The sequence below is a fragment of the Blastococcus sp. SYSU D00868 genome, assembly GCF_054050575.1.
On record NZ_JBJGZO010000027.1, the window covers coordinates 34554 to 46649 of the forward strand.

At 74.7% G+C, this 12096-nt stretch carries 13 protein-coding genes; 3 read left to right on the forward strand and 10 right to left on the reverse strand.

The features are described 5' to 3' along the window. Positions 1-14: 14 nt before the first annotated feature. Complete coding sequence (locus ACI79F_RS19040) at positions 15-1718, reverse strand: PucR family transcriptional regulator (RefSeq protein WP_456546395.1); 1704 nt, start codon at positions 1716-1718, stop codon at positions 15-17. Between the two features lie 164 nt (positions 1719-1882). On the opposite strand from ACI79F_RS19040, the gene ACI79F_RS19045 reads away from it, so the two are divergent. Then, the gene (locus ACI79F_RS19045) at positions 1883-2344 is read left to right on the forward strand and encodes a GlcG/HbpS family heme-binding protein (RefSeq protein WP_456546396.1); all 462 of its coding nucleotides are present in this window, start codon (positions 1883-1885) and stop codon (positions 2342-2344) included. Positions 2345-2457: 113 nt separating this feature from the next. Here the strand turns inward: ACI79F_RS19045 and ACI79F_RS19050 are convergent, their stop codons facing one another. From ACI79F_RS19050 to ACI79F_RS19080, 7 genes are all read right to left on the reverse strand, one after another. Beyond that, positions 2458-2898, reverse strand: a complete 441-nt coding sequence (locus tag ACI79F_RS19050; RefSeq protein ID WP_456546397.1) for a RidA family protein — start codon at positions 2896-2898, stop codon at positions 2458-2460. Next, entirely contained in the window at positions 2891-4519 is a 1629-nt protein-coding gene (locus ACI79F_RS19055; protein WP_456546398.1) for a gamma-glutamyltransferase family protein, read from the reverse strand. The genes ACI79F_RS19050 and ACI79F_RS19055 overlap by 8 nt, the downstream gene beginning before the upstream one ends. Then, entirely contained in the window at positions 4519-4977 is a 459-nt protein-coding gene (locus ACI79F_RS19060; RefSeq protein ID WP_456546399.1) for a Rieske (2Fe-2S) protein, read from the reverse strand. The genes ACI79F_RS19055 and ACI79F_RS19060 overlap by 1 nt, the downstream gene beginning before the upstream one ends. Then, entirely contained in the window at positions 4974-6422 is a 1449-nt protein-coding gene (locus ACI79F_RS19065; protein WP_456546400.1) for an aldehyde dehydrogenase family protein, read from the reverse strand. Before ACI79F_RS19065 ends, ACI79F_RS19060 begins: the two co-directional genes overlap by 4 nt. Further along, entirely contained in the window at positions 6422-7654 is a 1233-nt protein-coding gene (locus ACI79F_RS19070; RefSeq protein ID WP_456546401.1) for an NAD(P)/FAD-dependent oxidoreductase, read from the reverse strand. Before ACI79F_RS19070 ends, ACI79F_RS19065 begins: the two co-directional genes overlap by 1 nt. After that, positions 7651-8013, reverse strand: a complete 363-nt coding sequence (locus ACI79F_RS19075) for a Rieske (2Fe-2S) protein (RefSeq protein ID WP_456546402.1) — start codon at positions 8011-8013, stop codon at positions 7651-7653. Before ACI79F_RS19075 ends, ACI79F_RS19070 begins: the two co-directional genes overlap by 4 nt. 109 nt (positions 8014-8122) lie before the next feature. Beyond that, positions 8123-8863 carry a TenA family transcriptional regulator gene (locus ACI79F_RS19080; RefSeq protein WP_456546403.1) on the reverse strand — a complete coding sequence of 247 codons (741 nt, stop codon included), beginning with the start codon at positions 8861-8863 and terminating at the stop codon, positions 8123-8125. A gap of 159 nt (positions 8864-9022) precedes the next feature. Between ACI79F_RS19080 and ACI79F_RS19085 the strand changes: the two genes are divergently transcribed. Further along, entirely contained in the window at positions 9023-9766 is a 744-nt protein-coding gene (locus ACI79F_RS19085) for a YoaK family protein (protein ID WP_456546404.1), read from the forward strand. Positions 9767-9768: 2 nt separating this feature from the next. Here ACI79F_RS19085 and ACI79F_RS19090 read toward each other — a convergent pair whose 3' ends face one another. Next, the gene (locus tag ACI79F_RS19090; protein ID WP_456546405.1) at positions 9769-10353 is read right to left on the reverse strand and encodes a dienelactone hydrolase family protein; all 585 of its coding nucleotides are present in this window, start codon (positions 10351-10353) and stop codon (positions 9769-9771) included. 67 nt (positions 10354-10420) lie between these two features. Here ACI79F_RS19090 and ACI79F_RS19095 point away from each other — a divergent pair, with 67 nt between their 5' ends. Further along, positions 10421-10990 (forward strand): TetR/AcrR family transcriptional regulator, encoded by a 570-nt coding sequence (locus ACI79F_RS19095; protein WP_456546406.1) that lies wholly within the window; start codon positions 10421-10423, stop codon positions 10988-10990. Positions 10991-11038: 48 nt separating this feature from the next. On the opposite strand, the gene mgrA is transcribed toward ACI79F_RS19095, so the two are convergent. Beyond that, the gene (gene mgrA / locus ACI79F_RS19100; protein ID WP_456546407.1) at positions 11039-12085 is read right to left on the reverse strand and encodes an L-glyceraldehyde 3-phosphate reductase; all 1047 of its coding nucleotides are present in this window, start codon (positions 12083-12085) and stop codon (positions 11039-11041) included. Positions 12086-12096: the final 11 nt, after the last annotated feature.

The window sequence follows — 12096 nt, forward strand, 5'->3', positions numbered from 1 at the left end:
TGGTCCGGCCGGCGTCACGCCGGCCGGACCACCCGGTCCACCTCGGCGCCGGTGTCGGCCAGCATGTCGAGGGTGTGCGCGAGCCACACGGCGAACTGGTTCTCCGCCTGCCGCAGGTCCATGCCGAGCAACCGCGAGGCCCGGTCCAGCTTGTAGAGCATCGTGTTGCGGTGGATGTGCAGGTCGCGGGCGGCGGCGTTGACGTTGCCACCGGCCGCCACGTAGGCGAGCACGGTGGCCTCGAGCTCTCCGGCAGCCGGGTCGCGCAGCGGCGCCAGCACGTCGGTCGCGAAGGAGCGGCCGGTGCGGCTGGTCGCCACGCCCTCCAGCACGGCGTGCACCCGCAACTCCTGGTAGCCGCACACGGGCGGCAGCCCGAGCCGGCCCTGCAGCCCGTGCGCGAGACGGGCCTCCCGGTAGCTGTCGGGGATGGCGAGCGCCCCCACCACCGGCCGCCCGTAGGCGACCCGGACCGGCCGACCGCCCTGGTCCTTGCGGCGGGAGAGGTACCGGTGCAGCGCGGTCGCGTACTCGCCGATGGTGGCCGTGGCGTTGTCCGGGGTCCCCATGGTCCCGCGGCGGGCAGCCTCGCGGACGACGACGAGCACGTCGCCGACCATCGCGGCCTGGGTGTGCCGGTCCTGCTCGGGCAGCAACCGGGCCGCCTGCACCGCGATCCCCTGCAACCGGGTGGTCGAGTCCGCGTCGGCCGCGGTGGTCAGCCCCGAGGCGACGACGACACCGAACCAGGAGCGCACCGGGAACTGGTAGTGCGTCGCCCGGGCGCTGATGTCCTCCAGCGTCGCGAACCGCCCGTGCAGCAGGCCGTGCACGAAGTCGCCCCGCGCCTGCTCCTTGGCCCGCTGGACGCTGCGCAGCCGCAGCATCTCCGTGCCGACGATCGAGGCGGCCTGCTCGACGAGCACCCGGTGCTGCGCCAGGTCGTGGGGATGCGGGTCGTCGCTCTCCTCCAGCAGCAGGATCCACCCGTCGTGCCGCCCGCCGAGCACGATCGGGGTGAGCACGCAGACCAGCTGGCGGCCGTCGAGGACGATCTCGGCCAGTCGGGGGTGCAGCTCCTTCGGCTCCCCCGCCACCCCGAGCCGCTCGGCCTGCGCGGAGAAGGCGGCAGCCAGCGCGTCACCCTCCACCGCCCGGGGCAGCGGCTGCTCGAGGGCGGCCAGCCCACCCGACGTGTCGAACACGGCGACCGGTCGCCGCGACATCCGCGACATCTGGCTGCACAGCGCCGCCAGCTCCGCGCCCCGGTAGAGGAGGTCTGCCAGCGCCCGGTGGACGGTCAGCCCGTACCGCAGGTCGTGCGTCTCCCGCGCGAGGGTCAGCTCGGCGACCAGCCGGCTGACCGTGGTGAACGGCACCTGGTCGACCATCGTGGCCAGCGGCAGCCGCGAGGCGGCGCCGGCGTCGGCCGGACCGGCGGTGTGCCCGTCGACGAGCAGCGCGGCCGCACCCCGGGCGGCCACCTGCGCGGCGGCCTGGTCCAGGAACATGCCCGCCTGGGCGAGGTCCGTGGAATGCGCGTGCACGAGGACGCCGCTCAGCGGCTCCTCCTGAGCCATCGCCGCCTGCCACGGCACGACCCAGTCCAGACGGGTCACCGCGCCGGCGCGGCCGGCGTGGATCCGCGCCCGGCGCAGGGCCGGCTCCTGGAGCAGGCGGGCCAGGGTCAGCGCGTCGTCGGAGTGGGCGTGCGGCATGAGCTGCCCCTTCGGTCAGAGTGCACAAGTGCATACCCGCTCGGGCGGGCAGTGTCACCATTGCTGTCGGTCATGTCAGCCCGCGAGGGTGGGGTTCCCGCCGTCCTGCCCCGTTCGGGGGACGGCTGTCGATCGGCCGGCTGCGGCCGGAGGAGGAGAGTCTCGTGCACCAGGTCTTCCGGATCACCCTCGACGACGCCCTGCCGGTGCTGCAGGCCGCCCGGGCCAAGGCCGAGGAGATCGGCGTCAAGCAGACCCTGTGCGTGGTGGACGACGGCGGCAACGTCGTGGCCCTGCACCGGCTGCCCGGGGCTCGGCTGACCGGGGTGGAGATCTCGATCGCCAAGGCGTTCACCGCCGCCGGCCACGAGCGGGCCACCCACCTGTTCAACGAGCCGCCGAACGGCCCGGCCCTGCCCGGCAACGAGGCGTTCGGGATCAACCAGATGCTGCCCGGCAAGTTCGCGATCTTCGTCGGCGGCTTCCCGATCGTGCACGAGGGCCAGATCGTCGGCGGGCTCGGGGTCAGCGGCGGTAACGGCGAGCAGGACAAGGCCGTCGGCGCCGCGGGCCTGCAGGCCTTCGCCGACCACATCGCGCAGGTCGGCGTCGGCCAGCGCCCCTGAGGTCGGCGCTGCACACGCGCCTGGGCCCGCCTCCCGTCCTGGGGAGGCGGGCCCTGTCGCGTCCTGACAGGGGTTCGCCGGGACGTCGGCCGCCGCGGACGGCGGCCTGCGTCTCAGCCGCCGCGGACGGCGGCGAGCAACTCGACCTCGACCGGCGCGCCGGAGGGCAGCGTCGCCACCCCGATCGCGCTGCGGGCGACGACGCCCCGCTCCCCGAGCCGCTCGGCCAGGACCACCGACGCACCGTCGGCGACCGCCGCGTGCTGGGTGAACCCGTCGACGGCCGCGACGAACACGGTCAGCTTCAGGCACCGCTCCACCGCGTCGAGCGAGCCGAGGGCCTCGGCGACCGCGGTGAGCGTGTTGCCCGCCGCGATGCCCGCCGCCTCGCGGGCGGTGTCGAGGTCGACCTCCCGGCCGACGGTGCCGCGGACGAGCAGCTCCCCGTTGCGCCGGGGGGTCATCCCCGCCGTCCAGACCATGCCGCCGTGGACGACGGCCGGCACGTAGGCCCCCTGCGGCGGGACGGCGGTCTGCCGCTGCGTCTCAGACACCGAGCGCCACCCCGTCCTGACGCGGGTCCGCCCCGCCGGCCAGCACGCCGCGCTCGGCGTCGACCGACACGACCAGCCCGCTGCCGCCGGCGCCCCACGCGCCCATGTCGCGGACGACGTGCCCCCGCTGCTCGAGCTCGGCGATGGTGGCCGCGCCCAGCCGGCTCTCCACCTGCAGGGTCTCCGGGCTGCCCACCGCGTCGGCGTCGCTGCCGGGGTGCACGGTGAACCGGGGCGCGGCCACCGCGGCCTGCGGGTCGAGCCCGCCGTCGACCAGGTGCGAGATCAGCTGCATGTTCCACTGCACCTGACCGTCGCCGCCGGGGGTGTTGCCCACGTGGCGGAGCCCGCCGGCACGGTCGGTCACGACCCAGGCGTTGAGCGTGTGCAGCGGCTTGCGCCGCGGCGCCAGCGCGTTGGGGTGGCCGGGCACCAGGTAGGCGCCGCGGCCGAGCCGGTTGTTCAGCGCGATCTGGGTGCCCGGCACCGAGATGCGCGCGCCGTAGGTGAAGGCCAGCGAGGAGATGGCGCTGACGGCGCGGCCGTCGGCGTCGACGGCCAGGCAGCTGGTGGTGTCGCCGGCCGTGCCGACGCCCATCCCGACCACCTCCGGCTCCTCGGCGAGCTCCCGGCGGGTGCGCGCGAGCGTCTCCGGGTCGAGCAGGCCGCGCCACTCGTCGGTGTCGGAGCCGCAGCGCTCGTAGCGGTCGCGGAAGGCCCGGCGGGCGGCCAGCGTCATCCGGTGGACCGCGTCGCCGCCCAGGGTCGGCAGCCCGGTGAGGTCGCCGTCGAGCAGGCCGGCCTGCTGCAGCACCATCCAGCCCGGGGTGGGCGGCGGGGTCTGGTGCACGAGCAGGTCGCCGTAGGGCGCCACGATCGGGTCGAGCACGGGCGCGTCGGCCGCGTCGGCCCACTCGTCGCCGGAGAAGGGTGCGCCGCCGTCGCGCAGCAGCGCGACGGCCCGCTCGGCCAGCTCCCCGCGGTACAGCGCCAGGGGGTCGGCGGCCAGCAGCTCGATGCTGTCGGCCAGCTCCGGCGCCGGCAGCCGGTCACCGACCGCGGGCAGCCGGCCGCCGGGCATCAGCCAGCGGCTGAGCCCGTCGTCGCGGACCAGCGACCCGGCGTGCTCGGTGATGTCGGCCCGGTTCTTCACCGAGCACGGCACCCCGGCCCGGGCCGCGGCGGCGACCGGCGCCCACAGCTCGGCCAGCGACCGGGTGGCGCCGGCCGCGTGCAGCGCGGCGATCGCGCCCAGGGCGCCGGGGACGGCGACCGAGCGGGCGCCGCCCAGCGGCAGCGCGGTCAGCCCCTCGTCGAGGTAGGCCTCCGCCGAGGCGCCGTCGGGCCCGTAGCCGCTGCCGTTGACGGTCCACACCCGGCCGTCGGGCTCGCGGACGACGAAGAACGCGTCACCGCCGATGCCGCACTGGCCGGGCAGGGTCAGCCAGGCCATGGCCGTCATCGCCAGCGCGGCGTCGACCGCGTTGCCGCCACCGGACAGCACGGCGGCACCGAGCTGGCTGACCGCCGGGGAGCTGCTGGTGACCATGCCCCCGGTGGCGATCGTCGGCCCGCGCCCGGCCTCCTCCCCCGGCGTCCAGGTGCCGGTGCCGGCCGCCATCAGCCGGCCGCCGGGGGCTTCCGCCGGCGGGGGCCGCCCTCGAGCACGTCGCGCTCGGAGATGCCCACCAGCACCTGGCCGTCCTCCTCGCGGACGGGGTAGGTGCGGATCGGCTCGGTGGCCGGCGGCTGGATCGGCGCGCCCGTGCCCAGGTCGAAGACGCTGTTGTGGCAGGAGCAGCGGATGCCGTCGTCCTGCAGCTTGCCCGAGCTGAGCAGGCAGTCCAGGTGGGTGCAGTAGTTCGAGGTCGCGTAGGCCTTGCCGTCGAGGCGGGCCACGGCGATCTCCAGCTGCCCCTTCTCCGTCTCGGCGTAGAAGCGCCGCACGTACCCCTCGGGCACCTGGCCCTTGCGGCAGATGCGGACGAACTGGCACTCGGTGCTGGCCGCGGCGAGCTCCGCGTCGCTGACCGGCGTGGGCTTGGAGGTGTCGGACACGGTGTTCTCCGGGGTGCTCATGCGCTCAGGTACACCGTCTTGTCGGCCGTGTAGAAGGTCATCATCGCTTCTCCTGCCTGCTCCTTCGAGGTCTGCGTGCTGCTGTCCTTGAGACCACCGAAGGGCGCGTTCATGGACTGACCGGTGGTGGTCTGGTTGATCTTCACCAGACCGGCGGGAACCTCGCGAGCGAAGCGCAGGGCCCGGGTCAGGTCGTTGGTGACGATCCCGGCGGACAAGCCGTACCGGGTGGCGCCGGCGAGCCGGATCGCCTCGTCGAAGGACCCGACGCGCAGCACCGCGAGCACCGGGCCGAAGACCTCCTCCTTCGCCAGGGCCGAGTCCGGGTCGACGTCGGTGAAGACGGTCGGCCGGACGAAGTGGCCGTGCGCGAGGTCCTCGCCCTCGGGGGCGTCGGGACCGCCGGTGACCAGGCGGGAGCCGGCATCCAGGGCTCGCCGGATGTGGCCGACGACGTTCTCCTTCTGCCGCGCGGTGGCCTGCGGGCCGGCGTCGACGCCGTCGGCCAGGCCGTTGCCCAGCCGCAGGGCCTCCGCCTTGGCGACGATCCGCTCGACCAGCGCGTCGTGCACCGCGTCGTGGACGAGCACGCGGCTGGTGCCGGTGCAGGCCTGACCCGCGAGCCCGAACCCACCCTTGGCGACGAGCGCGGCGGCGCGGTCGAGGTCGGCGTCCTCCAGCACGATCATCGGGTTCTTGCCGCCCATCTCCAGCTGGGTGCGCTGGCTGGCGCGCACCGCGGAGTGGATCGACTCGCCCACCGCGGTGGAGCCGGTGAAGGTGACCGCGTCGAGCCGGTCGTCGGCGACCAGCGCCTTGGACACCTCGGCGCCGCCGTGCAGGACGGCGAGGGCGCCGGCGGGGACGCCGGCTTCCAGCAGCGCCTCGACCAGGCGGTTGCCCAGCAGCGGGGTGACCTCGCTGGGCTTGAACACCACGCCGTTGCCGGCGGCCAGGGCCGGGCCGAGCTTGCGGGAGGGGATGTTGAGCGGGAAGTTCCACGGGGTGATCGCGGCGACCACGCCGACCGGGCCGCGCCAGGTGAACAGCAGGCTGCCGTCGCTGCTGGGGATCGTCTGGCCAGTGGTGCGCAGCGCCTCCCCGGCGTAGAAGCGCAGGTTCATCGGCGTCCGCGAGACCTCCATGGTGGCCTCGGCGCGGGTCTTGCCCTCCTCGCGGACGACCTCCTCGACCAGCGAGGCGCGCTGCCCCTCGAGGACGGCGGCGGCCCGCTCGAGCACCGCGCCGCGCTGCTCGGGGGTCTTGGCCGCCCACTCCTGCCACCCGGCCTGGACGCCGGCGACCGCGGCCTCGGCGTCCTTGGCGTCGGACTCGGGGTAGACGCTGACGAGGTCCCGCTCGTCGGCGGGGTTGCGCCGCTCGTTGGTGCGGCCGGTGACCGAGTCGACCCACTGGCCCTCGATCAGGTTCTTGACGGCAGTCATCAGGCGTTGACCTCCTCGGCGTCGAGCAGCTCCTCGAGCTCGACGTCGGTGTCGGCGAGCTGCTCGGCCCGCACCGGGATCTCCAGGTCGATCAGCTCGCGGGCGACGGACACGTCCTCGCCCCGCTCGACGCTGGCGGCCGCGACCACCACGCCGTCGCGCAGCCAGAACACCGTGCCGTCGAGCGCGGACAGGTCGCCGCGGCTGACCATCTCGTCGCCCGGGCGGATGCCCCCGAGGCCGAGACCCTGGATGTTGACGTCGTACTGGTCGGTCCAGAACCAGTGGGGGTCGGCGAAGGTGGCCGGCTTGCCGGCGATCGTCTTCCCGATGGCCGCGGCCTGCTGCTGCGCCACGTCGACGTGCTCGACGCGCAGCCGGCCGTACCGCGGGTGGTCGTGGGCGGCGACGTCGCCGGCGGCGAAGACGGTGGGGACGGAGGTGCGGCACTCCGCGTCCACCTCGACGCCGTTGCCGACGACGAGGCCGGAGCGGACGGCGACCTCGGTGTTGGGCTCGATGCCGATGCACACGACCAGCTCGTCCACGGTCTCGGTACCGCCGTCCCGGCTCAGCGTGACGCCGTCGCCGCGGACCTCGATCGAGTGGATCGGCCGGCCGAGGCGGAACTCCACGCCGCGGTCGGCGTGCAGCGCCTGCACGGCGGTGCCGATGTCGGCCCCCAGGCCGCGGGCCAGGATCAGCGGGTCGCGGTCGAAGACGACCGCCTCGGCCCCGCGGCCGACGGCGGCGGCGGCGACCTCGGTGCCGAGGAAGCCACCCCCCAGGACGCCGATGCGGCGGCCCGGGGCGAGCCGGTCGCGCAGCCGGTCGCTGTCGGCCAGCGTGCGGATGGTGTGCACGCGGTCCCCCTCGACGCCGGGCAGCCGGCGAGGCCGGCCGCCGGTGGCGAGCACGACCAGGTCGGCCGCGACGCTGCTGCCGTCCTCCAGCAGCACCGAGGCGCCGCCGGCGTCGATGCGCTCCACCGGGGAGCCGGTGCGCAGGGTCACGTCGTTGGCCGCGCACCACTCCGGGTCGAGCAGCCACAGACCGGCCTCGCCGGCGCCGGCCAGGCGCTCCTTGGACAGCATCGGCCGCTGGTAGGGGCCGGTCGGCTCGTCCCCGACGATCACGACGGGTCCGGCGAACCCCCGCCGGCGCAGAGTGCGGGACAGGGCGGCGGCGACGTGCCCGGCCCCCACGACCACGACCGTCTGCGCCGCGGTCACGGAGTCACCGCCGGGGCGTCCTCCAGGCCACTGCTCTCCCGCGGCGTGGCCGGCGCCCGCCCGACGAGCACGGCACCCTCCTCCGTCACCATCACCGGCCAGGTGGCCTGGCAGCCGGGCTGGTCCTCCGGTCGGCCGGTGCGCGGGTCGAACTTCCACTGGTGCCCGGGGCAGATCACCTGGCCGTCGAGGATCGTGCCCTTGGAGAGGAACCGCTCCTTGTGCACGCACACGTCGTCGAGCGCGAACACCTCGTCGTCGATGAGGAACAGCGCCACGGGGGAGCCGTCGACGGTCACCTGCTTCTTCTTGCGCCGGGCGAGCTCCTTGAGCTCGGCGACGTGCACCCACTCGCTCATGGGTTCCTCCGGTGGTCTGGGGCGGCGATGGGGAGAGAGGTCGGTGAACAGCCGAGCGGGGTGCCGGGGACGGGCGTCCCCGGCACCCCGCTCGTGGCCGGACGGAGGGTCAGGCCTGGGCACCCTCGAGGTCGGGGGCGACGTAGGAGTCGTAGAGCGACTTGGTGTAGCTGAAGCGCATCTCCGCGCCCCACCGGATGAACTGCAGGCAGCGCTGCTGCAGCTCGACGGTGTTGGCGTGCTCGAGCACGATCTGGAAGCCGCGCTCGCCGTGGACGACGTCCGAGGTGATGTGGAGGTCGAAGAACTCGATCTCGTCCTCGGTGAAGCCGTAGGTCTCGCGCAGCGGGACGATCTGCTTCTTGTAGATGTCCGGGACCTGGGACTCGAGGCCGACGACCAGGGCGGCGGTGGCCACCACGAAGTGCTCGCGGTAGGCGGTCGCGTAGCACCAGGCCTGCAGGCCGCGGGTCACCGCGTTGGCGTTGTTCGGGTCCTCGATGCGCTCCCGGGTGGTCCCGCAGGCCTCGCCGAAGCGGATGAGCAGGTCGGTGTGGCGGATGTCGGCCAGCTCCTCCTCGTACATGTTCTGGAGGAGGAAGTCCTTCGCCTCGGTGCAGGTGTCCGGGGTGTTGGCGTACACGATGCCCAGGTAGTCGGCGAACGGGCCGACGTACTGGTAGTGGTTCTCGGCCCACCGGGCGAAGTGGTGGCGCTGGAGCTTGCCCTCGGCCCACGCCTTGCTGAACGACGCGTTCTTGGCCTCGCGGCCCTTGATCGCGTCCAGCATCGCGGCGCGGAACTCCTCGGGGCCGAGCAGCCCGGTGGTGGGAGCGAGCGTCTGGGTCATGGGATCGCCTTCTCTCGATCGGCTCCAGGTCTGTGGCTTGCGGTACCCAGTCTGACCCAGCTCAATGGTCTGGCTCACGGTCAAGGTGCACAGGGATGGCCGGGATCGGTGGGCACTTCGACCAAGACACCTCCGGGGGAGCCCGGGAGACTGCTGACCGTGCCCGGATCCACCAGCACCACCTCCCCCGTGCCCGCCGCCCCGACCGCGCCCACCGCGCGCCCGGCCGACCGGATGACCACCGGCCTGCGACAGGCCCTCGTCGTCGTCCTGGCCGTGGTCAGCGGGGCCACGGACGCGATCGGCCTGATCGCCCTCGGCGGCGCCTTCACCAGCGTGATGACCGGCAACCTGGTGATCCTCGGCGTCTCGGCGAGCACCGTCGACGGCGCGCTGGCGATCGCCTCGGGTGGCGCGATCGTCGCCTTCTGCATCGGCGCCTGGCTGGGCGCGCGCCTGGCCGGCGGCGCGCGTCCGGGGGACGCCGTGTGGCCGCGGCCGGTGACGGTCGGGCTGGCCGTCGAGCTGGCGCTGCTCACCGCCTACGCGGTGGGGTGGTGGGTCTCCGGCGGGGAGCCGGGGTCGGTGCTCACCCAGGTGCTGCTGTTCACGATGGCCTGCGCGCTGGGCATCCAGAGCAGCACCGTGCAGCGGTTCGGCGTGAACGGGCTGTCGACGACCTACCTCACCGGCACGCTCACCACGGTGGTCATGAAGCTGACCGCGGGCAAGGGCCTGGGCGAGGTGCGCGGCAGCCTGGAGATCCTCGCCGGCCTGGTCGTCGGCGCGGCGGCCGGCGCGGCCCTGCTCGAGCTCGCCCCGCTCACCGCGCCGGTGCTGCAGGTCGGCGGCCTGGCCGCGGTGCTGCTGACCGCGGTCGTGGTGACCCGCCGCCGCGGCTGACCTCAGGCCGGCAGCCCGCCGACGAAGGCGAGCACCCGCGACCACAGCAGCTCCGTCGCCGCCGCGTCGTGCTCGTCGGGCAGCGACGCGTCGGTGAACAGGTGGCCGGTCCCGGCGTAGTCGAAGCTCTCGGCGGGCGCCCCCGCGGCGCGGACCGCGCCGAGCACCGCGTCGACCCAGTCCTGCCGGCGGAACGGGTCGCCGAGGGCGTAGTGCAGCTGCGCCGGGACGCCGGCCGGCCAGCCGGGGGCACCCAGCAGCTCCAGCGGCAGCGCGCCCGAGAGCAGGACGGCGCCGCTCACCCGCCGCCGCGTCGCGACGTGCTCGGCCATGCCCCCGCCGTTGGAGAAGCCGGCGACGACGAGGCCGTCGGGGAGGTCGGCGACCGCGGCCTCCGCGCGGGCCATGAGCGCCGGGTAGCCGATGGCCTCGGCGAACGCCGCGGCCTCCTCGTAGCCGTCGAAGACGCGGCCGTCGTACTGGTCGACGACGCGTACCTCGTGCCCGGCGGCGCGCAGCCGGTCGGCCGCGTCGAGCACGCCCGGCCGGACGCCGAGGACGGAGTGGAACAGCGCGACGGTGGCCATGGGGACTCCTCGGATCGGATGAGCTGTACGCTGTCCAATATAACTGGACGGCGTACAGTTCGCCACCGTGGAGAACCGCCGCACCCCCGGTCAGCGGGCCGGGCTCAGCCGCGACCAGGTGCTCGCCGGGGCCCGGGCGCTGCTGGCCGAGGGCGGCGCCGACGCCCTCACCATGCGCGCCCTGGCCGCCCGGCTCGGCGTGCGCCCGAACGCGCTGTACAGCCACGTCGCCGACAAGGACGAGCTCCTGGAGGCCCTCGTCGACGACGCCCTCGCCGCGGTGCCCGACCCGGCGCCGGACGTCGACTGGCGCACGGGGTTGCGCGACCTCATGGCCGCGAGCCACCGCGCCCTCCTGGGATCCCCCCAGCTCGTGCCCCTGACGCTCGGCCGCGGCTCGCGCGGGCCGCACGCCCGGCGGCTCGGCGAGGGCGTGACCGCGCTGCTGGCCCGCGGCGGGGTGACGGGCGCGCCGGCGCGGGAGGCGCTGCGGGTGCTGGTCGTCTACACGATCGGCTTCGCCGCCTTCGAGGTGCGGCCGGGCTTCACCGACGCCGACCCCGCGCAGCGGCGGGCCGACCTGGACCGGACCTACGAGCGCGGGCTGGACTGGCTCCTGGCCGGGATCGCGGGCTGACTCCCGTCGGGCCGCGATCCCGGCCAGGAGGATCCCGGCCCTTCGCCGTCAGGCCGTGTCGCGCTCCGCGGTCCGGGCCCCCGCCCACAGGTCGATGCCGGCGTCGACGGCGTGCTGGTCGATGCGGGCGAGCTCCTCGTCGGAGAAGTCGGGGTGGGCCAGGGCCGCGACGTTCTGCTCGAGCTGGCCGGCGCTGCTGGCGCCGATCAGCACGCTGGTCACGCGGGGGTCGCGCAGCGCCCACGCCAGCGCCATCTGCGCCAGCGACTGGCCGCGGTCGGCCGCCATCGCGTGCAGCGCGCGCACGTGGGTCAGCGCCTCGTCGGTGAGCAGGTCCGGCGTCAGCGACTTGCCCTGGGTGGCCCGCGACCCCTCGGGGACGCCGTCCAGGTACCGGTCGGTGAGCATGCCCTGGGCCAGCGGGGAGAAGGCGATGCAGCCCGCGCCGACCTCGGCCAGCGTGTCGAGCAGCCCCTCGGTCTCGATCCAGCGGTTGAGCATCGAGTACGAGGGCTGGTGGATCAGCAGCGGCGTCCCGAGGTCGGCGAGGATCGCCGCGGCGCGGGCGGTGTCGGCCGGCGAGTACGAGGAGATCCCCGCGTAGAGGGCGCGCCCGGACCGCACCGCGGTGTCCAGGGCGCCCATCGTCTCCTCCAGCGGCGTCGTGGGGTCGGGCCGGTGGGAGTAGAAGACGTCGACGTACTCCAGGCCCATCCGCCGCAGCGACTGGTCCAGGCTGGCCAGCACGTACTTCCGGGAGCCGCCGCCCTGGCCGTAGGGGCCGGGCCACATGTCCCAGCCCGCCTTGGTCGAGATCACCAGCTCGTCGCGGTACGGGCGGAAGTCGTCGCGCAGGTGCCGGCCGAAGTTGGTCTCCGCCGAGCCGTAGGGCGGCCCGTAGTTGTTGGCCAGGTCGAAGTGGGTGATCCCGAGGTCGAAGGCCCGGCGCAGGACGGCCCGCTGCCGCTCCAGGGGGACGTCGTCGCCGAAGTTGTGCCACAGCCCGAGGCTGATCGCCGGCAGGTCGAGGCCGCTGCGGCCGGTGCGGCGGTAGGACATGGACGCGTAGCGGTCGTCGGCCGCGCGGAAGGTCATGCGGTCATCGT